The 23,272-nt window shown below is 42.8% G+C and carries 13 protein-coding genes; 9 read left to right on the plus strand and 4 right to left on the minus strand.

Features of this window, described 5'->3' with window-relative positions:
• Positions 1-112: 112 nt before the first annotated feature.
• The 9 genes from Q0954_RS20535 to Q0954_RS20575 all read left to right on the plus strand — a co-directional run bounded on the left by Q0954_RS20535 (position 113) and on the right by Q0954_RS20575 (position 18,245).
• Entirely contained in the window at positions 113-5,905 is a 5,793-nt protein-coding gene (locus Q0954_RS20535; RefSeq protein ID WP_299459698.1) for a caspase family protein, read from the plus strand.
• A gap of 153 nt (positions 5,906-6,058) precedes the next feature.
• Entirely contained in the window at positions 6,059-6,658 is a 600-nt protein-coding gene (locus tag Q0954_RS20540) for a short chain dehydrogenase (RefSeq protein WP_299459700.1), read from the plus strand.
• Positions 6,659-7,151: 493 nt separating this feature from the next.
• A complete protein-coding gene (locus tag Q0954_RS20545; protein ID WP_299459702.1) occupies positions 7,152-8,501 on the plus strand; it encodes a M43 family zinc metalloprotease in 1,350 nt (449 codons plus the stop codon).
• Between the two features lie 240 nt (positions 8,502-8,741).
• Positions 8,742-9,665, plus strand: a complete 924-nt coding sequence (locus Q0954_RS20550; protein WP_299459704.1) for a succinylglutamate desuccinylase/aspartoacylase family protein — start codon at positions 8,742-8,744, stop codon at positions 9,663-9,665.
• A gap of 598 nt (positions 9,666-10,263) precedes the next feature.
• On the plus strand, positions 10,264-11,043 hold the full coding sequence (locus Q0954_RS20555) for a YHYH protein (protein WP_299459707.1): 780 nt from the start codon (positions 10,264-10,266) through the stop codon (positions 11,041-11,043).
• Between the two features lie 14 nt (positions 11,044-11,057).
• Positions 11,058-11,615: a hypothetical protein gene (locus Q0954_RS20560; RefSeq protein ID WP_299459710.1), complete on the plus strand. Its 558-nt coding sequence runs from the start codon at positions 11,058-11,060 to the stop codon at positions 11,613-11,615.
• 22 nt (positions 11,616-11,637) lie between these two features.
• Entirely contained in the window at positions 11,638-12,309 is a 672-nt protein-coding gene (locus Q0954_RS20565; protein ID WP_299459712.1) for an SCO family protein, read from the plus strand.
• 704 nt (positions 12,310-13,013) lie between these two features.
• Entirely contained in the window at positions 13,014-14,615 is a 1,602-nt protein-coding gene (locus Q0954_RS20570; protein WP_299459715.1) for an adenylate/guanylate cyclase domain-containing protein, read from the plus strand.
• A gap of 717 nt (positions 14,616-15,332) precedes the next feature.
• Positions 15,333-18,245, plus strand: coding sequence for a M4 family metallopeptidase (locus Q0954_RS20575; RefSeq protein ID WP_299459718.1), 2,913 nt, complete (start codon positions 15,333-15,335; stop codon positions 18,243-18,245).
• 149 nt (positions 18,246-18,394) lie between these two features.
• Here Q0954_RS20575 and Q0954_RS20580 read toward each other — a convergent pair whose 3' ends face one another.
• From Q0954_RS20580 to ilvN, 4 genes are all read right to left on the minus strand, one after another.
• Positions 18,395-19,303 (minus strand): CPBP family intramembrane glutamic endopeptidase, encoded by a 909-nt coding sequence (locus tag Q0954_RS20580; protein WP_299459721.1) that lies wholly within the window; start codon positions 19,301-19,303, stop codon positions 18,395-18,397.
• A gap of 41 nt (positions 19,304-19,344) precedes the next feature.
• The gene (gene ilvA / locus Q0954_RS20585) at positions 19,345-20,613 is read right to left on the minus strand and encodes a threonine ammonia-lyase IlvA (RefSeq protein ID WP_299459724.1); all 1,269 of its coding nucleotides are present in this window, start codon (positions 20,611-20,613) and stop codon (positions 19,345-19,347) included.
• Between the two features lie 213 nt (positions 20,614-20,826).
• Positions 20,827-21,897 (minus strand): ketol-acid reductoisomerase, encoded by a 1,071-nt coding sequence (ilvC, locus tag Q0954_RS20590; protein WP_299459727.1) that lies wholly within the window; start codon positions 21,895-21,897, stop codon positions 20,827-20,829.
• Positions 21,898-22,539: 642 nt separating this feature from the next.
• Positions 22,540-23,070 carry an acetolactate synthase small subunit gene (gene ilvN, locus Q0954_RS20595; protein ID WP_004155927.1) on the minus strand — a complete coding sequence of 177 codons (531 nt, stop codon included), beginning with the start codon at positions 23,068-23,070 and terminating at the stop codon, positions 22,540-22,542.
• Between the last annotated feature and the right edge of the window lie 202 nt (positions 23,071-23,272).

Consider the following 23,272-nt stretch of genomic DNA (forward strand, 5'->3'; position numbering starts at 1 on the left):
GCCGCGTTTTTTGACCTCGCCTGACCAAAAAATATTTCCTTAAACTATAGAACTTTATTTTTACACCATTCCTAAGACAAGTTCATAGACGAAAATGCACAATCCAAAACGAATGAAAATACTTCCAATCACCCTGTTTTGCCTGTTGGTAAACTTTACGGCTATAGCCCAAAGCAATTTTATGATCAACCAGGGGCATACCGACGACCTGATTGCAGCTGATGTGTCGGCAAGCGGCGAGTGGTTTGTAACAGCGTCTAAGGACCAAACCGTAAAGCTTTGGAATTACCCTCAAAAAAAACTTCATCGAGTGTTTGCCTTATTTGGTGTTACACTTATCAAGTCGATAGCCATCAGTTCAAAAGGTCAATACATTGCGGCCAGCTTTGGCAATAATACAGTGAAGGTATGGGAACGAAAAACGGGCAAACTGTTATTCAAACTCAACCATAAATCGGCTACCATAAATCATATTGACTTTAGTGCCGATGAGCAAACACTTGCCGGAGGCTTGTCTACAGGTGGTATAGCAAGGTGGCACCTGCAAAACGGGCAACAGCAACCTTTGCTAAGAGGGCACTCGCGGGGGGTAATCAAGCTGATGTATAACAAAGAGGGAAGCAAGCTCATAAGTGTAGACAATCAAGGCAGTATTTTTATCTGGAATCTGCGCCTCAACAAGGTAGAGCAAAAATTAAATGTAGGCAAAGAAGCCATCTCTAATATAGCCTTAAGTGCCGATGGCAGCACCTTGGTAGCCTTGCGTAGCAAGTGGATAGCCAAACAAGGCATTGATATATGGAACCTCAAAACCGGGCGCCTGGTGGCAAGCCAACCTTTAGGCAGGCAAAGCTTTACGAATGCCCTGGCGGTTGATCCAAAAAACAATACCATTGCCATAGCCAACGAAAGAGGTAAAATATTGCTTTGGCAACTTCAAAATAACCAAATCACTCAAGGCAATACTTATGATATAAAATACGCTGCCACAACACTGTTGTATGTGCCTCGTCAATCTGCACTGGTGGTGGGCATGCGGTGGGGTTTGCTCAATATCATCGACTCAAATAGTGGCAAGTCGTTGTTTAAGCGAGGAACGAGCCGCAGTAAGATGAAGCAGGTGGCTTTTGCCAAGGGCAAAGTATTGATCAACCGGGAGGGGCAACCTGCTTTGGTATGGAACGGTAAAAAGTTTATTGCTTTGGAAAAATCAACCGACTGTACTGTATTTATGAGCCGCGATGCCAACACTTCGGTGGGAGGGGGCTATGCGCAACGCTATGTGGCTTGGGACAATGTGACGGGGGCAATACAAAAGAAAAACAAGGGGCGTTCTTATCGGGGACATAAAAAAATAAGTGTATCGCCTAAAGGAACTTATTATGCCATGTCGAGAAACAGTCGCCGGGTACACATATACAAAATAGCTGACATTGACGCCAGAGAACCCTTTCGGGTGATAAATGGCAAGAAGGCAGGAAAGTTTTTTACTTTTAGCCCCAACGAAAACCACATAGCATTGAGTGGAGGCAGTCCTGCGATAGAAATATGGGACATCGATCGCAATCAACGCATTCAGGAACTCAGAGGGCATTATTGGGGCACTACCCAAACAGCTTACGACAAAACAGGAAAGTACTTGTTAAGTGGCGATAAAAATTCTGGAGTGATGGTGTGGAACCTTGCCACGGGCAAATACTTAAAAGCACTCAAAGGACACCAAAGTGGCATTACCCACCTTTCGTTTAGCAAAAACGACCGCTACATTCTTTCGGGCGACGAAGGAGGTGAACTGAGGTTTTGGGATGGGCAGACCTATAAATTTATCAAAACTTTTAATGGACATCAGTCGGCCATTGTAGCGGCTGACTTTACCGATGATGACTCCAAGGTTATAAGTGCCGACAAAAATGGGGAGGTGATTATCTGGGATGTAGAAACAGGGTTGAAACTGTTGAGTTTGTGGACGCTCAACAAGGGAAAAGACTATGTGGTGTTTACACCAGATGGCAGGTTCGATGGCACCCCACAGGGACTCAAAGACTGTTATAGGGTAAGCAACGACTCGGTGTTTAGGGTGGAGCCTAACCACTCCAAACACGAAAAAGGATTGTTGGAAACTACGCTGAAGAGCAAGTCTTCGGAAAATGTAGTGAATACCCAAAGTTTTGCTTACTACAACATTGTATTGACAAACCCTGACGAGCCCAACGCAAAGGTAGCACGCGAAACTACCATCAAACACAACCAGGAAAGTCTGGTACTCAAAGGACGTTTGCAAAACATTGACAACCAACAGGTAATAAAAATAAAAGTAGACGGGCGTCGGGCTACTTTTAATCGGAGCGACCTTACTTTTGCATCGCGTAGGATTTCGTTTTTAGAGTCACCCACCAAGGCGGTGCCGATAGAAGTGTTTACCAAAGACGGCAACGTTACTTCAAGGCTTTTGCGTATCTCTGCTACTTTGAATAACCTAAGCCAAAAGCCTGCCCTGGTAGTAACCCAGGGGCACCGCCTGGAGATTGTATCGATTGATTTTCATCCTGGAGGTAAATACTACGCTACGGCAAGCAAAGATTTGTCAGTAAAAATATGGGACCGCTCATTAGGGCAAGAGTTTCGTACCCTGCATGGGCACCGCGAATTAATCACAAAAGTTGTTTTTAGCCCCAATGGTCAATACCTGGCGAGCATGGATCGCAACGAAGTGATCTTGTGGAAGCACCCCACCGGGCAAATCATACGAAGAATAAAAACCCATGAAGGCAATATCTTATTTACTTCCGACAGCAAACGCTTGTTAGTTCAGGCGGTTACTCCAGCATCGGGTTTTTCGGGCAACCTGGTAGCAGTCAATACCCGCAGTGGCGAACGAGTCAAAGAGTACCATTCCCTTGACCTGGGCAATACATCATCATTGCACCCTAACAACGAGTGGTTGTTTAGCAAAGGTAAACGCCTTCATTTGCCCACAGAAAAAGACCATGGTTATTTTGAAAACGAAGGCACCAAAATGTATGTCTGGACGATGTCATCGGTGAGCGCTACCCACTTTGCCGCTTACAATGTGCAAAAACAAGCCATCCAAATTTGGGCATTAAACGATCCTGCCAAAGTAGCAACCGAGATTCCTTTTCCGATGAGCAAAGGCATTGGCAAGCTGCGCATGACCTACGATGGCAAAAAACTGGTGGTAGGTACTTTTTATTATCAATTGTTGGTGTATGAGGTGCCTTCGGGCAAATTGATCAGGGAGATTAAACTAAAAAAAGGCGTAATTTCTCAAGATTTAAAGTTTAGTGTAAAAAGGTCTACCAGAGAGTTGGGGGTTTTGCGCGACTTTAGCATTAGCCGTGACAACCGTTTGTTGGGAGTAAACGCGCACTTGGTTACTGCCGGCCAAGAAGGCGACAATGTGTCGGCGTACACTACACTGGGGGTACGGTTTATTACCCTTAACAAAGGCAAAGAGTTGGGAGTTTTTGGGGGAGTACACGAGGGTATCCATAATTTTTCGGTCACCGCCAACGAAAAGTACATGGCTTCTTCTCACTTTGGGCAGTCGCCAGGCATTCGTTTGTGGAACCTGCGCAAGGGGCAAGTAGATGGTTTTATGCCTGTAGAAGGAGTAGCGTTTAGCAACGCCCAACATGCGGTAGCTTTTGATAGAATGAACAAAACGATTAAGCTGTATACCCTGCCCCAGCTCAATGAGGTATTCAGCATGGATATGAACGACCCGGTGCAAAGGGTTTACCTCAGCCCCGACAGCAAAGTATTGGTGTATGAAACCATGCAGAAGGTAGGCACCACCAATCAGTTTGAAGCCTGGTTGCACCTGTTTGACCTGAGCGATTTGAAAGCCCCCAAATTGTTACGAAAAATAAAGACCAGAGCAGGCGGACAACACTTCATAGACTGGGTAAGCATCAGCCCTGATAACAAATACCTGGTGACCAGGGGCAGTGAGCCCAAAGGCAACGAAACCATATTTGTGGCAGCTTGCCTTGAGATAGCCACTGGTCAATGGTTGATGAAGTATGAAATGGACTATTTCCACGATCGGGTACTGGATTTTGTGCCCAACAAACCCCAGGTATTGTTGTCAAGGGTGATAGAGGAAAGTGGTACTTTCAAGAGCCAACTGGTAGCGTTGGACTATACCACGGGCAAGGAGGTGCAAAAATTTATGACTGATTATGAAATTATTTTTTCTGCCCGCTTTAGCCCCGATGGGCAATACCTGGTAACAGGCAGTGGGGGGTATTGGTTGCCTCAGAATATTTTCTTTGATGTGGCTATATGGGACTGGAGCACCAAAAACCTGAACTGTGTAATGACTGGACACACCAACAATGTAACCCAGGTATGGTTTGGCGAGCAAGGAAAAAAGGTATACAGTGCCGATGATAATAGTATCATCAAAGTTTGGGACATTGACAAGTGCAAGCTTGCCGGGTCGTTTTTGGGGCTCAACAAAGACGATTATATTATTCTGAACGCCAATAATTATTATAAAACCTCTAAAGGCAGCATCAAGGGCATTGGGTTTCGTTACAAAGGGCAACTCAGGGCTTTTGGGCAGTTCGACTTACGCTTTAACCGCCCCGATTTGGTGATGAGGGACTTGGGAGCGTCTAAAATTGTGCAGCGTATTTATTATAAGGCGTGGAAGAAGCGCCTGCGCCGCGCCGGAATGACCGAGGCAATGATGGCTGGCGATATGAACCTGCCCGAAGTGATGATTCCGGGAAAGTTTGACTTGCCTACGGCTACTTCGGCGCCTGTTGTTAAGGTAGAAGTAAAAGCTATAGACCATCATGAACCCCTCAAAAATATTCAGGTATATGTAAACGATGTACCATTGTACGGTAAAAGTGGCATTTCTGCCAGAGGAAAGCGTGAAATTACTCAAAAACTGAAAATAAGGCTCAACCGGGGGATGAATAAAGTAGCAGTGTCGGCAATGAATGAAAGCGGGTTGGAGAGCGCCAAAGAAACCTTCAATATTTTGTATCAGGCACCCCCCACCAAAACCAAGCCCTGGCTGTATGTGTTGGCTATAGGAGTGTCGGAATACCAAGACTCAGAGCGCAACCTGAAGTTTGCCGAAAAAGATGCCAACAACTTGATAGAGTCGCTCAGGAGCGCAGGCAATTACGACAGTGTAGTTGTAAGAAAAGTGCTCAATGCACAAGCCACCAAAGCCAATATTATCAAGGCAAGCAAGGTGTTTGGAAAAAGCACTGTAGACGATCAAATTCTTATTTATGTGTCGTGTCACGGTTTGCTCGACGATCAAATGGACTATTACCTGGCTACCTATGATGTAGATTTTAAAAATCCGGCAAAACGGGGGTTGCCCTACGAGGCTATAGAGCGTATGCTGGACAAGGTACCCGCCCGTAAGCGTTTGATTATGATTGATGCTTGTCATTCGGGCGAATTGGACAAGGCAGAGGTAGAAGTAACTGCCAACCCTACCTCTGAGCCTCAAAAAAAACACAAAGTGAGCATTACCTTTAAGGGAGGCCGCAAGTTTATCAAACCCAAGGCTGGACTTAATAACTCGTTTGATTATATGAAAGCCTTGTTCAACGATGTATCCAACCGTTCGGGAGCCACCATCATATCGGCAGCAGCAGGGTATGAGTTTGCCCTGGAATCTAAAGAATGGAACAATGGTGTGTTTACCTATTCGGTCATGAAAGGGTTGGATTTTTCGGAAGGCAATACCGAAAACGCCGATTTTGATAAAGATGGCAAGGTGACCGTATCGGAGCTCAAAGAGTTTGTGATTATTAAAGTAACCGAACTTACCAATGGCAAACAAGTGCCTACTACCCGCCGCGAAAACCAAAGTTTGGATGTGGTATTGTATGCCCCTAAGCCTAAGGAGTAGCAGGGGACAATCATCCCCAAAAAGTATTGCTTACTTCATAAGGTGAGGGGTGTTTTATGGGCTTACTTATTCAACCTTACATATTTGTGCGCTATAAACACTTTACAATAAAAAAATAATTACCTTGTATACCTACACCAAACTTTCGCAAAAATGAAAATATTAATCATTGGCGGCCACGGTACCCTGGGCAAGGTAGTGACTGATTATTTTGCTCAAAAACACGAGGTATTGGTTGCAGGGCGTAGCAAAGGCGACCTCACCATAGACATTGCCGATAACACATCAATCGAAGCTGGATTTGCCAAGGCAGGCAAACTAGATGCGGTGATATGTATTGCCGGAGAAGCTAAATGGGCACACTTTGACGAATTGTCTGAACAGGACTACCACATAGGCATCAATAGCAAGCTTATGGGGCAAGTCAATGTGACCCGTATTGCCCGGAACTATCTCAACCCGCAAGGTTCAGTTACGCTCACCACTGGCATACTTGCCGACGATCCTGTACCTTTTACCACCAGTGCTGCTATGGTTAATGGAGCCATTCATAGTTTTGTACAAGCAGTAGTACTTGATTTACAAAACGGTTTCAGAGTAAATGTAGTGTCGCCGGGCTTGGTAGAAGCCGCTGCCGACAAATACCGTGACTATTTTCCGGGGCATATCCCTGTTACTATGCAACAAATGCTCAGTGGCTATATTCGCAGCGTTGAGGGCAAAGGCAATGGCGAGGTGATCAGAATATATTAAAGAGAAGGTAGGGGGCATAGAAAGCCGGGTTGTCTTGTAAGCATCTAAATGATTGATGAAAATAAAAAGCTAAAGTAACAAACAAAACTCCTGGCTTTAAACTTTCGTTATGTATGCAGGTTTTCACCAGTTTAGATTTTATATTTGATTTTTAACTTTATACTTTCCCTTTAGTGATGGCATTACGATCTGATGGTATGAATTCAAGACAAGTTTTACCAATTTAAAAATAAGTGAAAACACGAAAACCGCCTGCTTTGTTTCTCTGAGACAGTTTATTTTTTGTGTTTTACTAAAGTACTAAGGAATGGTGAGAAATTAAATTACCATTCTTGAGGTAGAGGTTTTGTTTTGAGACGAGGCTATTTTTTACGCCCATAGCAGCGCTACGGGCAATAAAAATAACGAAGTATCAAGGCGAAAAATCACCCCTCAGAGTGTAAATTTATTTTTGAACAATTCCTAAGCATCGTCTGCCTGAAATATATTTATTATGAAGACATTTAAACGAATATTAAATAGTTGCCTGGTATTGTTTCTTTGGGCAACAATTCAGCCTTTGAGTGCCCAAACCAAACCCGAACGCTGTGGTACCATGCCTATGTATGAGCAACACCTAAAGCAGCGATGGCGTAAACAAGGGTTGCAAAGTTTTGAAAACTGGATGGCACACCAACTCAGTCAAAGAAGTACCCAACGCACCCAGTCTACTGTGTATACCATTCCGGTCATTGTACACATTGTACACGATGGCGACGAGGTGGGTTTTAATAACAATATTCCGGCCGACCAAGTGTTGTCGCAAATGATTGTACTCAATCAGGACTTTCGCCGCACCAACCCCGATAAAACCGGTACCCCTACTGTGTTTGCCGATGTAGCCGCCGATACTGAGATTCAGTTTGAGTTGGCAGTGCTTGATACCAATGGTAAAAAACTCGAAGAACCAGGCATTCATCGTTACGAAGATAAATCACGAACGAGTTGGTCGATGAACGACATAGAACAGGTTTTAAAACCTGCCACCAGTTGGGATCCTTCCAAATACTTAAACATTTGGGTAGTGAAGTTTTCTAGTAGTGGTACACTGGGTTACGCCCAATTTCCTGAACAGTCGACGCTTGCTGGAATCACGGTTGACCCCACCACCGACAAACCCGAAACAGATGGAGTAGCCATTAATACCCGTTTTTTTGGCTCTAACTATACCAGTGCGGGTTCGTCTTTTGACCTTGCAGGCACTTTTGACCGGGGGCGTACCGTGACCCACGAGGTAGGGCACTGGTTGGGGCTTCGTCATATTTGGGGAGACGGTGATTGTTCGGCTGATGATTTTTGTGCTGATACACCCAATTCGGGTAAAGACAACGATGGTTTAAACGATTGTTCTGAGGTGGTAAACTCTTGTACTGATGACAGTTTTGACGATATGTATCAAAACTATATGGATTATACGGGCGACAAGTGTATGAACTTGTTTACCAAAGACCAAAAAGCGCGTATGCGTACTGTACTCGAAAACTCACCCCGACGCAAAGAGGTAGCCCAAAATGCCCGTTTTGTACTGAGCACAGATCAGTCTCAAGTATTGGCAAACAGCAGTCAGTTATTTCCCAATCCAGTCAATGGCAATGCCCAACTGAGTCTGCAAAATACCCTCACAGGCGAGGTAGATATTATAGTAACCGACCTGAGCGGCAAGGTATTGCAAAAGGTAGTGAGCCAGAAAAATGGACAAAAATGGACTTATCAAATTGCCTCACAAACACTCCCTAAAGGGGTATACATTGTAACGCTTAGAATGAAAGATGGTAGCTTTAGCAAGCGTTTGGTAAAACAGTAATTAAACCAATTTGTACAATGCTTTTAGATAAGGGCTCAAAGGTGTTTTTCACTTTTGAGCCTTTGTATGTTGCAGCAATTAGGTGGGAGTAGTCGATAGTCCAATGTTGTTTCCCTAAGGATTGAGCATTTAAACAAACAGACGCGTGAGCCATCTGCGACAGGCTAAAGCTAATGGCTAAGTCAAAAAAATAAACCAGAAAAAACTACATTGAATAACAACCAACTAAAAATAAAGTAAATGGAAGAAATACCACGCATTATAGGAGCTTATGGTAATATAGACGCCGATACATTGATGATTTGTACGGCTGGCATTCACGGGAACGAACCTTTGGGGATAGAAGCTTTACGCAAGGTGTTTCATATACTAGAGCGCGACCAGCCCAATTTTAAGGGGCGTTTTGTGGGCATTGCCGGAAACAGACGGGCGCTTGCGGCAAATCAGCGGTACCTAAGCGAAGACCTGAACCGTATCTGGACGCCTGATAAGCTGGAAAACGCAAAAAACAATCGTTGTCAAACCCCCGATTGTGAAGAGCTCAGGGAAATATGTAAGGTGTTTGACCAAATAGATTTTACGCAGTATCGTCAAAAAATTTACCTTGATTTGCATACTACATCGGGCGAGAACGGAACTTTTATTGTAGCCACCAACCTGGCTCAGTCACATTACCTGACCCAACGCCTGGAGGCACCTGTAATCATAGGGTTGGAAGAGAAGCTTACAGGCACTTCTTTGCGTTATATGCACGGTCAGGGCTTTACTTCTTTTGCCTTTGAGGGAGGGCAACACCAAAACCAACAATCAATAGATAACCTGGTGTGGTCTATTTGGTATACCTTTTTGGGGGCGGGTTGCATTGCCGAAGACATTATTCCTGAGGAGGTAGCACAGTATACCCACTTACAAGAGTTTACCGAAAATCTACCCAACCTAATGGAGCTGGAGTATTTGCATTCTATCAAGCCCGAAGATAAATTTAAAATGTTGCCAGGCTTCAAAAATTTTTCTAGGGTAACCAAGGGGCAATTGCTTGCCCGTGACTGTCGGGGAGAGGTAAAATCGCCCGGCGATGGCTACTTGCTCATGCCGCTTTATCAACCAGTGGGTAACGACGGCTTTTTTTTGGTGAAGGGTGCCCAGGCTATGATTGATAGCTGAGTGTAGGTGGATATAACTTAGAGCTTGTTTAAAGCGGTCGTTTATAGGAGATTTTATGATGAGTTTTCAGATTAGATGCGTCAAATTTTGAAGAACCGATGGCTAGAGCTATGCTCTGCCGAGTTTCTAAATCCTCCGAGGACAAGCTCGGAGTTGTAAACCGAACTCGTTTCGGGGCTCTGCCAACGGCTAAATTTGACAATATATAATCAGGAAAGGCACGTAAAAGCTTACAGTCCTCCGAGAACAAGCTCGGAGCTGCGAGCCGAACTTGATTCGGGGACTTAATTAATGATTTTTAAACAAGCTCTTAGACCAATTTGCCAATTTATGAAGTGTCACTGGGGTGTATGAAAAAAAGCCTTGGTGACATTTTTTTTTATGCAAGTGTCATACAAAAACTTCTTTTGAACGATCAACAACTCTGGCTTTCTTTTGTACGTATGTTGTATTATTTTTTTGATGATAAATTTGTTAAAATAATGAGTACATACACAGGTAGTAGTACTTTATTTGGTAAGTGCCCATAAAACCGGAAATAGTTATTGATGGCATATATTGAGCAAGTTATTTATTAAGCTAATATTAAGAACAAAAGATGAAAAAAATACCAGTTTTATTGATTGCCTTGTTTGTGTGCATAGGCATTACTTCGTGTAAAAAAGATGCGGATGAAGCCACGCCTACTACTACCAACACAGGTGGAGGGGGGGCTGATACAACAAGCACTGGGAATGAACTACCCGATGCCTTTAAGTTATTTGTAAATAGCACAGAAGCCAAAGTTGACGGTGATTTTGTGGTGATTACTGCCAAAGGAGTGCCCGACCATAAGAGCCCTTATTGGGCTAGAAATAATGCATTGTATGAGGCATACAATGGCTCTAATGTAAATTTTAAGCAAAACCCTAATGTAATTGCTGAACAAAACTTTACTTTTAGGATTCCACTAAACCCAACCGAAGCAGCTACCAAGGCGGCAACCCCTTTTGGAGCCATAGGAGTAACAGTGAACGGAGTAGCTATATTTAACCAATATGCGGCTCCTGGCGATGACTTATCGGCGGAGATCAACACTTTTGATCAACACAATGGACACCCTACGAGTACTGGCACGTATCATTACCACATAGAACCTACCTACCTGACTGCCAACAACAAAGAAGGCTTAGTAGGCTTTTTGTTGGATGGTTTTCCGGTGTATGGGCCACAAGAAAATGGAAAAACTATAGTAAACAGCGACCTGGATATTTACCATGGGCATAAAACTGCTACCAAAGAGTACCCCAATGGCATATACCATTACCACATTACCGACAATGACCCTTACATCAATGGTCAAGGCTTTTTTGGGACAGCAGGCACTGTGACTCAATAAAATAAAGACAATCCATGTCAAAAGTATATATAGTATGTATGATAGTAATTATCTGGAGTTGCCAAGTGCGCAACTCCGTTACTATTCCTGAGGTAAGCGTTGCTTCGACCCATAAGGCATTGAAGCGACAAGGAGGCAAATGGCTTTATCAAAACAAGCCTTTTTCGGGAACTTTGGTAGAACACTACACTACGGGCAAGGTAAAAAGCAAAAGTACTTATTACCAAGGCGAAAAGCATGGGGTGTCTAAAGGATGGTATGCAGGAGGACAACGTTGGTTTGAAAGGGGATATGCAAAAGGCAGAAAACACGGAAAACAACAAATATGGTGGCAAAACGGACAGCTTAAACTGACCGCCAATGCCTATAATGATATGTATGAAGGAAGCGTAAAGCAATGGTATTTTAATGGCAGGCTTTACCGCGATTTTAACTATAAAAAAGGCAAAGAAGAAGGACACCAGCGGATGTGGAAAACAGATGGACGCATCAGGGCAAATTATGTAGTGAAAGATGGTCGCCAGTATGGGCTTACCGGAGTAAAAAATTGTAAATCGGTCGCTAGTAAATAGTTGAAACAAGTTAGACAAAAATATGCACACTTTTAAAACATTCTTTGGGCTTACTTTGGCAGCAGCCTGGCTGGTTTGCCTCAACGGGTGCCAACCCCGGCAAAGTAAAAATACAGAGGAGAAACCATTGCCTTTTTACAACAAAAGCGATTTTACGCCTGAGTGGATTAAAAAGGAGGAACCAAAATATCAGAAAATTCACACCATCGCCCCCTTTCGTTTTACCAATCAAGACAGTGAAGCGGTAACCAACGAAACCCTCAGGGGCAAAATTTATGTAGCCAATTTCTTTTTTACTACTTGTGGCAGTGTATGCCCTCGAATGACCGAAAACCTGCGCATGATACAAGAGGCGTTTGATGCCAGCGATGATGTAAGACTGGTATCGCATACAGTAATGCCTTGGGTAGATTCTTTGCCACGTTTACGCAGGTTTGTAAAACGTAAAAATATAGATACTAAAATGTGGCACCTGGTAACGGGTAAAAAAGAGGAGATTTATACGCTGGCGCGTCAATCTTATTTTGCCGAAGAAAAACCAGGGTTTGCTAAAGATGCCAACGAGTTTTTGCACACCGAACACGTGATATTGGTAGATAAAAAAGGGAGAATAAGGGGGGTATACAACGGAATGGTACAATTGGAAGTAAAACGTTTGGTGCAAGATATTAAAACCTTGAGGAATGTAGGGTAGCTTTTGCCCCGAAAGATTTTTTTAAAAATGCTTTTCTGCCGTTTGGTTATTTCAGTAGCTAAACTATGATGATGTGGAGGTTGCCTTTATTGGGCAACCTTTTTTTTGTTTAATGCTGTTGGTGAAGTCGAGGTAGGTAAACGCTTTGCTATATGTTAACTGTTTTGTAATGAGTGTTTTAAGTCTGTTTGTAACTTATGGCTAATTGCCCCGATATGCATCGGTATTCAAGACTTGCTACAGCTTATACCACAACAAAACACCTATAACTGTGTGCTTAGTATCAAATATTTTTTAAATTTGGATAGCATCGGTTTGAGAGGGTGTTTAAAAGTGGTAACCTGGCTTAATAACCTGATTTGTCGCGTTGACTTGAGTGATTTTAATTAAGGCTGTGCTTCAAATTAAATTTGGAGTTTGAGCCAGGCAAAAATTCACTTTAAGGGAGCATACAAAAAATAAGCTACCCATTTCTGGCGATTTTTTTGTCCAAATACTTCGTTGCATTTAGCCTTTGGCAGAGCTCGGCACAGCCAGCTGTAGCCTCGGTTTTCGGCCGTAGCGCTGCTATGCCCTTAAAATGCGCCTAGTCTTTGAGCAAAACCATTCACCAAAACTTGGGAGACTATTTATTGCAAACTCCCTAAACATACTCTGATGGTGAAAACCACAAGCAAATTTTTTTCAGCAAACTTTAATGTATAATGAAGAAAGCAACCTTATTCTTATTTCTATGCCTGTTGATGACGACGCAGGGAGTGTACGCCCAACAATGTGCCCGATTGGACAGTCTTCGCCGTATCATAAGATTATCAAAAGACATCAAAGTGCATATAGATGCCCTTAATATGCTATCGGCAGAATATGCCAAAGAAAGCCCCGATGGAGCTGCCCTGGTGTTTGCCCGCAAAGCCCTCAACCTTGCCAAAAAATACAAACACGAAAAAGGAAGAGCCGATGCGTTGGTCAATATTGGGCTGATTGACTACAAAGAACTGACCGAATATAAAAAAGCCATCAAGCATTTTAAAGAAGCACTGGCCATTTATACCAAGTTGGGCGACAAAAGCAAGGTTGCCGAAACCCAGGAGGTCATTGGTAAGTTTTATTTTGACTTGTTTTATTTGCGGAGCGATCAGGGCAACTACCGAAACGCCCTGGAGTATTACCAAAAAGCATTGGCTTTACGCAAAGAACTGGGACACAAAAAGCAGATGGCAAAAATATATGAGGTAATCAGTGAGCTATATGGACACCTCAACGAAAGCCAAAAAGCTATAGACGCCCTGATAGAGGCCGAAAAGCTACTGGAAGATTTGGGCGAAAGTAAAACCAATAGCACCCGCCTTATTTCTAAATACAAAGCCAAGTATGAACAAATTCAGGCACTGGAAAAACGCAACCAATACTACCTGATGGGAGGCATTGCGTTGCTGGCAGTGTTGGCTTTGGTGTTGTTATTTACGGCGATGCGTCGCAAGAAAGTGGCACAGCAAATGAAACAGCAAAAAGATACGGTAGTGCAGCAAAAAAAGGAACTGGAAGAGCAGGCAAGCACTATTGCCAAGCAAAAAAGTATTGTAGAAAACGCCAAAGAAGAAATAGAGTCGTTTAGTTTGGTGCCTTCTTATGTGTTTGACGAAATAAGAGAGCAAGGGTATTATGAACCACGCCAATACGACAAAGTATCGGTGTTGTTTGCCGACCTCGAAGATTTTACCAATGTGTCGCAGGGAATGGGGTCTGATAAGTTGGTAGAAGAATTGAACGTTACTTTCAATAAGTTTGATGAAATATCAGAGAAGTACAACCTCATCAAGATCAAAACCATTGGTGACTCTTATATGGCAGCGGGTGGCATACCAGAGAAAAACCACCGTAATCCGGTAGATGCTATATTAGCTGCCCTGGAGATGACACGTTTTATAGACGCTAAACGCACTGAAAAGGACGCTAAGGGAGAACCTTACTGGAAAGTAAGAATAGGCATCAACACAGGGTATGTAACCGCAGGAGTAGTGGGGCAAAAACGCTTTGCTTATGATGTATGGGGCGAAACTGTAAATACGGCAAAGCTGATAGAGATCAAGAGCGAGTCGGGGCAGGTAGCGGTGTCACGCAATACTTATGACTTGATCAAAGACTTGTTTGATGTAAGAGGCGGGGGAGAAGTAGAAATGAAACACAAAGAAGCCGTGGAGCGATATGTCATTACTGGCATAAAAGCCGAGTTGTCAGAAAACAACGAAGGTATTGTACCCAACGAAGTATTTAAAGGCAAAGTAGGCGATATGGACCTTGGCTGATATAAGGTAGCAAGCTTCAAGCGACAAGTCGCAAGCCCTGAGAAGCATTTACAAAGCCCTGTTCGTTTATTCGGACAGGGCTTTTTTTAGTATGTTTTTGTGATATTTTCCTGTGTTGACAATTGATTTTACTTAGGTTTATATGGTGTAAAAAAAATAAAACAATTGACCTATATTATTAGTTTTTTCTTGTTTTTTGTGAATATATTTTATTTTTATTACATTTGAAGAAATTGATAAAAGTATTACTATCAAAAAAAGTGATCTTACTATTAATGCATTTATTGATTATTCCACAAATATATTTTTCAGTGAAAATAAGATTTGAGTGATGATTATTTGATTTTATACAGTATAAAATATGGAAATTTACAAGTAAACAATATAAAGTTTTATTATAGTTGATTAAATACTTTTATTATTTGTTTTGTGTGTTTCTGATACGTAAAGCTAATATTTGCGTTAATTAACCTAGGTGTTATTTTTTAACATAAGGGTTACAAAGTTCTATTACTATATTTATAGTTGAATAATTATTAAAGTGTCTAAAAAATTACACAAGCGATCGTCTATCTCCTTTGTTTACTTTTTGTATACTTAATATTTGTTCAAAACGGTCAGGTGTATACTTTAAGCTTACCCCTCAAACATTGTATTTTCCCTCTTTTTCCTCACCTTTGAGCCATACCTAATTTTATAACACAATTATATTACACAATGACTAAAAAGATATATTTTTGGCTGGTAGCCCTGGTTTTGCTGCTGGTTGCACCAATAGGCAATCAAGCCTATGCACAAAAGAACGAACAGCCTCCCAAGTTCAAAACTTTTAACCAACAGGCATACCGCTCAAGTGGTGGTCAGGTTGAAACTCTGCTAAAAAGTGAGTTACGCATGACCAACAACGACCGGTTGATAAAAACCAACGCCTGGACAGACAACATTGGCTTTCAGCACATCAAATATCAGCAAGCGTATAAAGGCATCAGGGTAGCTAAATCTACTTATGCAGTACACTCGCAGAATGGCTATGTAAAGGTAATCAATGGTGATTTTTTGAAAATAGGAGACCTAAATATCACGCCATCAGTCAACAAAGGCACTGCTTTGCAAAAAGCAGTAGCGGCTACCGGGGTAAAAAACTATACCCAACTGGGTAAAGAAGAGTTGGTAGTTTGCCGCGATTATATTGGCAAAGATGGCAAGGCGCACTTGGCTTACCGTTTTGTGATCATCGCGCCTGAATCTCATACTGAGGTATTTATAGATGCGCACACAGGTAAAACATTGTTGAAAAACCCATTGCTTCGCTCTTGTTTTATCAAAGGGCACAAGCACCATAAAAAGCACGCCCACAAAGTAAAAAAGCCGTTGGCTAGTCAAGGTACTACTATTACTTTGTATGATGGCAACCAAACCATCTTTACTCAAGCATATAATAATGGGTATAGATTGTATGATGATGCCCGTGGCAATGGTATTCACGTAAAGAACTCAAATAACAATCAAAATTGGGATTTTAACGGGGCTACCGAGTTTGTTGACAATGACAATAACTGGACGGCTGGCGAGTGGGACAATGCAGCTAAAGATGCGGCGGGTATGTCGGCTTTTTGGGCGTATGAAAAAACGTACGACTATTTTAAAAACAACCACAACCGCAACAGTATTGACGACAATGGGCGACTATTGCGTGCTTTGGTACATTCTGGTAACAACTGGTTCAATGCCCAGTACAGCTCGGCCTATGTAATGATGCGATTTGGCGATGGCAATGGTTCTCCACTGACTACCATTGATATTACCGCCCACGAGCTTGCCCATGGGTTGACTGACTTTACTGCTGACTTGGTTTATTCTTACGAATCGGGTGCCTTGAACGAATCATTCAGCGATATTTTTGGGGCAGCCGTAGAGGCGGAGGCTTCTCCTAACAAAAGCCGTTGGTTGATGGGGGAAGATATTGGACACATCCGCGATATGGCGAATCCTAATGCCAAAAATCACCCTGATACTTACAAAGGGACTCACTGGTATACAGGGGCTGGCGACAATGGTGGCGTACACTATAACAGTGGTGTACTAAATCACTGGTTCCATATTTTGTCGGAGGGTAAGTCGGGTACCAACGACAACGGTGACAGCTTTGACGTAAGTGGGATTACCATTGAAAAAGCAGGTAAAGTAGCTTATCGTATGCTTTCTACTTACCTAAGTGCCAACTCTCAATATGCTGATGCCCGTGTTGCGGGTATTCAGGCGGTGAAAGATTTGTATGGTGAGGGGTCTAACGAAGAAATTCAAGTAACCAACGCTTTTTACGCAGTAGGTGTAGGGGCAGCTTATGACGATGGAACTCCCCCTCCTCCGGCTACTTGTGTAACAGTGTTTCCTTATGGCGAAAGCTTTGAGTCGGGTTTAGGCAAATGGACTCAGGCTACCTCTGACGATCTTAACTGGACGCGCAAAAGTGGTAGTACTCCTTCAAATGAAACTGGTCCTGGTGCTGCCAGCGATGGAGATTTTTATATGTATGTAGAGGCATCTAGTCCTAATTTTCCAAGTAAAACAGCTACTTTGGTGAGTCCTTGTTTTGACATTGCCGCACTCAACAATCCTACTTTTAGTTTTGACTACCACATGTATGGCACTCAGGTAAACAACCTAAAGCTTGAAGTAAGCACCGATGGCACCACCTGGACACAGGTTTTTACTAAGTCAGGCGATCAGGGTAACAATTGGTTGAGCCAATCAATTGACCTGACAGCTTATAAAGGCAACAGTGTATCGCTTCGTTTTACAGCTACTACCGGAGCAAGCACTGGCAATGGCTGGCAAAGTGATATTGCTATAGACAATATAAAAGTAGATGGCGACACTACTACCCCTCCGGCCACTTATTGTGTGTCTAAGGCAAACAGTGTACATTACGAACACATTGGCCAGGTAGTATTTGGTGCTATCAACAACACCTCAGACGGAGGTAATGGTTATTCTGATTTTACCGCCATGAGTACTGGTGTAGCACTTAACTCACCCACTACCATTACTATTACACCTGCCTGGCCAACTGGCAGCACTTATAATGAGTCTTATGGGGTGTGGATTGACTTGAACCAGGATGGTGATTTTGATGATGCAGGTGAGCAAGTATTTGCGAAGTTGTCTACTCAAGATACTCCAGTATCTGGTACGATTACCATTCCAGCTTCGGCCAAACTAGGAGCAACCCGTATGAGGGTATCTATGAAGTACAATACTGCCCCTGCTGCTTGTGGAGAGTTTGCTTATGGTGAGACTGAAGATTACACTGTCAATATTGGGGGATCTTCTTTGGCGAGTGGTTTTACCAATACTGCTGCCAAAAGCCTTGAGTTGAACAACGCCACGGTAGTATTTCCCAGCCCGGCTACTGAGTTTACCAACGTAAAAATAACGTTGAACCAACAGGCCAAAGTGAGCATAAGTATTGTGAATGCTCAAGGTAGAGAAGTGGCTCGTCGGACTGTGGAAGGACAAGCAGGAGCAATGAATCAAAAGTTTGATGTAAAGCGTTTACCTGCGGGCATTTACCTGATGCGTGTAACTAAAGACGGAATAACCACTACCAAACGATTTGTTGTTAAATAAGGTACAATTACTGAATAACTCTCAGTATTTATCAGGTCAGTGGCATTGTCGCTGGCCTGTTTTTTTGTAACCAATTGAAGGCCATCTATTAGGCAACACTCTTGACTGGCTTGCGCTAATAAAATATTTACATATAACAACTTGGCATTTTACCCCCCTTGCCAAAAAGCGAACAGTTCCATCATATACGCCACCCCCAAATGCAAAATAATGCCCCCATAAATAGAACGGCTATAGTAGCTAAAAATGCCTAGCAACATGCCACCAAAAAATGAGCTGGCGGTTTCGGCTACGGGCTTACCCAAATGAAAAAGGCAATATATGCTGGCGGCAAGAATAATGGCTTGAGGCCCCAGGTACCTACCAATGAGAATGATGAGAAAACCCCGAAAAAACACTTCTACAAAGACGAAGTCGATGCCGTATAATGCCTCAAAAGACAACATCGGAATCCAAGCATGTATTTTGAGGTAGGCAGCCGCAAAATTAGATTTGTACATAGGGTATTGCAGCAAAAAGCCGGGAGTAGTAGATGCCCAATAGATAAATGGAGTAAAGCTTAACAGCAGTAGTAAGTAGGGCAGGGGACTAAATTTTTTGGTAGAGAACCCGTATAAACGAGGTTCGTTTTTGCGGTCGAAAAAGTACCAAATAAGGCAAACTGGCAGGGCAAAGGTGAGTACACGAAAACTGTAAACCGTCAATTGTTCGGCAATGTATTGCAGGCTAAAGGGTACTTGGGTTTTGATCCATACCCGGTGGTATACAAAGCCTTTGCGAATGAGCAACACGACCAGGGCAAGGGTGATCCAGCGCCAAAAAAGGTGTCTTTGTTGGATGGCTTGGGCGTAAAAAAAACGTTGCCCCCAGGCTGCCAAGATGATAGTGATAAGGTAGGCAATGGCCTGAAAAATAAGCCCTTGCAAGCGCGACATCTGGTCAAAAGGCAGGTGAAATGCCCACATAACAAAAGCCAGCCAACTGCCCATCATCAAAAGGTAGGGCAGGTTGCCGGCTTCTTGCCAAAACTGTCTAATATATAAGAGTAGCTTTTTCATGAAAAGGTAAAAATAGAAAAAGCGTTGGTTTGTTCACTGTCTTACACCGCAAAACTCAACAATTCGGGTTGTTGGTTGAGCAATTGGTATTGTACCTTGTTTTTTTCAAAGCGTTTGATGAGTGCCGCATAGTCTTGAGCGGTGGGAACCTCTATGCCTACCACAGCTGCACCTTTTTCTTTGTTGTGTTTCTTGATATATTCAAAGTGGGTAATATCGTCTTTTTCGCCCAAAGCATTGAGCAAAAATTCGCGCAAAGCGCCTGCCCGCTGAGGAAAGTTGATCAGGAAATAATGCTTGAGCCCTTCGTGCAGCAGCGACTTCTCCTTGATTTCTTCCATACGGGTAATGTCGTTGTTGCTACCGCTCACCACACACACCACAGTTTTACCCTTGATCTGGTCTTTGAGCTGCTCAAGGCTGGCTATAGTAAGTGCCCCAGCAGGTTCTACCACTATAGCTTGTTGGTTATATAGTTCTAGTATGGTAGTGCACACCTTACCTTCGGGCACGGTTTCTACCCTATTGAGCACCTGTTGGCATATTTCAAAAGTAAGCTTGCCTACTTTTTGTACCGCGGCTCCGTCTACAAACTTGTCTATGTCTGCCAGGGTCACCGGAAAGCCTTGCTCTAGCGATTGTTGCATAGCAGGTGCTCCGGCGGGTTCTACGCCTATTAGTTGGGTATCAGGGTTGATTTGTTTGATGTAACTACCCACCCCTGAGGCAAGCCCACCACCACCTACGGGCATAATTACAAAATCAGGTTTTTCGGGTATATCGGCGAGTATTTCGAGCCCTACGGTGCCTTGTCCGGCGATTACCTTGGGGTCGTCAAAAGGGTGAATAAATACTTGTTTGTTTTGTTCGCAAAACGTGACCGATTCTTGGTAAGCATCGTCAAAAGTATCGCCACAAAGACATACTTCTACCCATTCTTTACCAAACATTTTTACTTGATCTACTTTTTGACGAGGAGTAGGTGAAGGCATAAAAATAGTGCCTTTTACCTTCAGTTTTTGACAGGCATAGGCTACTCCCTGGGCGTGGTTGCCCGCACTGGCACATACAATTCCTTGCTTAAGTTCTTCTCTGCTCAGGCTGCTTATTTTGTGGTAAGCCCCCCTGATTTTATAAGAGCGAACACTTTGCAAATCTTCCCTTTTCAGGTAAATTTTTGCCTGATAACGTTCTGACAGCAAGTGGTTAAACATCAGTGGAGTATGGTATACCACCTCTTTGAGTACCTGATGGGCTTTTTGTATGTTTACGACCGATACCATGACATCGGTCGGGTTGTCCAGTTCCATAATGGGTAGGTGTTTTTTATTGAGAGTTGACCTCATTGGTGAATTATACCTGTCAGGTTTTATAGTATAGGCAATTGAAATTTAATATTTGCGTCAAGTATTTTAAAAGCTTACTAGCCTATACCTGCCAGGTTTTCAAAACCTGGCAGGTATAAAAAGCTGTTTTATTAAAAGCCTACCGACTGCACTAAAAAACCTGACAGGTGTAAAAAATTACGCCTCTGTTTCTTCTTTTACTGGCTGATTTTCGGGGCGTAGTTGGCGTACTACGGCACCGGTTTTCCACATTTCCGACTCGTGAATGACAGAAAGCTCTTCTTCCAGCTTTTCTCTATAGTCAGGCTTACTGTTGGCTTCAATTGTGATTTTTGCCTCATTGCCCGACGCTACACTTTCGTATAACTCTTCGTATACGGGCTCTACTGCTACTTTGAATTTATCTTTCCAATCGAGCGCACCACGTTGAGCGGTAGTAGAGCAGTTGGCATACATCCAATCCATGCCATTTTCTGCCACCAAGCGGATCAAACTTTGGGTCAATTCTTCTACAGTTTCGTTAAATGCCTCAGAAGGAGAGTGTCCCTTGCGACGTAATAGCTCATATTGGGCTTCCATTACACCAGCAAGCGCTCCCATCAATACCCCTCTTTCTCCGGTAAGGTCGCTATATACTTCTTTCTCGAAAGTAGTTTCGAACAAGTAGCCAGAACCAATGCCTATACCCAAAGCCACTACTCTTTCTTTAGCTTTTCCGGTGGCATCCTGGTATATAGCATAACTTGAGTTTAAGCCTTTGCCTTCTACAAACATGCGACGCAAACTGGTGCCAGAACCTTTAGGTGCCACCAACACAACATCAACATCTTTAGGAGGTACTATGCCCGTTTGTTCATGGTAAGTTACCCCAAAGCCGTGCGAAAAGTACAAGGTTTTGCCAGTAGTCAAATACTTTTTAACCGTAGGCCACAAGTCAATTTGCCCGGCATCTGACAATAAATACTGGATCACTGTACCGCGCTCAAGAGCTTCTTCTATAGGAAATAAATTTACTCCCTCTTCCCAGCCATCGGCCACGGCTTTGTCAAACGACTTAGAAGGCTTGCGTTGTCCCACAATCACATTAAAACCATTGTCGCGCAGGTTCAATGCCTGCCCTGGTCCTTGTACTCCATACCCTATGATGGCTATAGTGTCATTTTTAAGCGTTTCTACTGCTTTAGATAATGGAAATTCTTCACGGGTAGCTACTGTTTCGTCTACACCGCCAAAATTGATTGTTGCCATAACTTTTGTACTTTATTTAGGAGCTAAATGAGCCCCTTAGTTCTAAAAAAAAATATGTGTTTTAGTTATTTAGATCATAGCTAATTTAGTCCAGAGTCGGGAGTCCGTAGACCATAGTTACTTCAAACCGATTCGTCATTTAGTCCAGAGTCGGTAGTCTGTAGACCATAGTTTTTTAGCGTCGCTTTGCGCTCATTCGTAATTTAGTCCAGAGTCCGTAGACCATAGTTTTTTAGCGTCGCTTTGCGCTCATTCGTCATTCGTAATTGAATAATTCGTAATTTAGTCCAGAGTCCAGAGTCCGTAGACCATAGTTTTTTAGCGTCGCTTCGCACTCATTCGTAATTCGTAATTGAACAATTCGTAATTTAGTTGGGAGTCCGTAGACCATAGTTTTTTAGCGTCGCTTTGCGCTCATTCGTCATTCGTAATTGAACAATTCGTAATTTAGTCCAGAGTCCAGAGACCAGAGACCATAGTTTTTTAGTGTCGCTTTGCGCTCATTCGTAATTCGTAATTGAACAATTCGTAATTTAGTCCAGAGTCCGTAGACCATAGTTTTTTAGTGTCGCTTTGCGCTCATTCGTCATTCGTAATTGAATAATTCGTAATTAAAAAGCGTTGCGCTCATTCGTAATTATTCTAAAGCGTCTGCCCCAACTCAGCAAGGTAAGAACTTAGCCGTTTCATTGGCTTGGCTATAGCCACCCTGCCTGAGCGTACAAAGCTCAAAATACCGTAAGGCTTCAGTTGCTCAAACAAATCTTGAGTTTCCGATTCGTGCCCGGTTTTCTCTATTACCATAAATTCTGGCTCTACGGTGAGGATGCGGGCATAATTGGCACGGATGATTTTTTCTACTGCTTTGCTTTGCGCCAATGCCTGGGTAGATATTTTGTATAAGGCTACCTCCTGGAAAATAATGTCCTCTTCATCGTAGTAAAAAGCTTTTAATACTTCTACCTGTTTTTCCAGTTGTTTTACAATGCGTTTTACATTGGCCAACGTGGTGGATATTACTACCGTAAACCTAAAGATTCCTTCGGTTTCCGAAGCAGAAGTTGTCAGGCTGTCTATGTTTATTTTTCGCCTGGTAAATATGTCAGTGATTCGGTTGAGCAAACCTATATTATCTTCGGAAAAAACCGTTACAGTAAATTGTTCTTGTTCCATTATTCATATTTAGTCTTCTGAAAATCAATGAGTTAATTTTTAGAGATGAATCATTGGTTAAATAGGAGCTTGTCCTTTTACATCTGCTTATTATGCTTAAACAAAAATGGTTTTGAGGTTGGATTTTGACTAATTGCCTGAATACCAACATTAATCAATCCTGTAAATCCTAAAATCACTTTCATCTTAGTATAGCAGTATT

The organism is uncultured Microscilla sp. (genome assembly GCF_947493425.1).
Taxonomy (GTDB): Bacteria; Bacteroidota; Bacteroidia; order Cytophagales; family Microscillaceae; genus Microscilla.

What these genes read in the sequence shown, in the direction of transcription:
- Q0954_RS20535 (WP_299459698.1), top strand. Translation starts at nt 113, where the DNA reads ATGAAAATACTTCCAATCACCCTGTTTTGCCTGTTGGTAAACTTTACG.
- Q0954_RS20540 (WP_299459700.1), top strand. Translation starts at nt 6,059, where the DNA reads ATGAAAATATTAATCATTGGCGGCCACGGTACCCTGGGCAAGGTAGTG.
- Q0954_RS20545 (WP_299459702.1), top strand. Translation starts at nt 7,152, where the DNA reads ATGAAGACATTTAAACGAATATTAAATAGTTGCCTGGTATTGTTTCTT.
- Q0954_RS20550 (WP_299459704.1), top strand. Translation starts at nt 8,742, where the DNA reads ATGGAAGAAATACCACGCATTATAGGAGCTTATGGTAATATAGACGCC.
- Q0954_RS20555 (WP_299459707.1), top strand. Translation starts at nt 10,264, where the DNA reads ATGAAAAAAATACCAGTTTTATTGATTGCCTTGTTTGTGTGCATAGGC.
- Q0954_RS20560 (WP_299459710.1), top strand. Translation starts at nt 11,058, where the DNA reads ATGTCAAAAGTATATATAGTATGTATGATAGTAATTATCTGGAGTTGC.
- Q0954_RS20565 (WP_299459712.1), top strand. Translation starts at nt 11,638, where the DNA reads ATGCACACTTTTAAAACATTCTTTGGGCTTACTTTGGCAGCAGCCTGG.
- Q0954_RS20570 (WP_299459715.1), top strand. Translation starts at nt 13,014, where the DNA reads ATGAAGAAAGCAACCTTATTCTTATTTCTATGCCTGTTGATGACGACG.
- Q0954_RS20575 (WP_299459718.1), top strand. Translation starts at nt 15,333, where the DNA reads ATGACTAAAAAGATATATTTTTGGCTGGTAGCCCTGGTTTTGCTGCTG.
- Q0954_RS20580 (WP_299459721.1), bottom strand. Translation starts at nt 19,303, where the DNA reads ATGAAAAAGCTACTCTTATATATTAGACAGTTTTGGCAAGAAGCCGGC.
- ilvA (WP_299459724.1), bottom strand. Translation starts at nt 20,613, where the DNA reads ATGGAACTGGACAACCCGACCGATGTCATGGTATCGGTCGTAAACATA.
- ilvC (WP_299459727.1), bottom strand. Translation starts at nt 21,897, where the DNA reads ATGGCAACAATCAATTTTGGCGGTGTAGACGAAACAGTAGCTACCCGT.
- ilvN (WP_004155927.1), bottom strand. Translation starts at nt 23,070, where the DNA reads ATGGAACAAGAACAATTTACTGTAACGGTTTTTTCCGAAGATAATATA.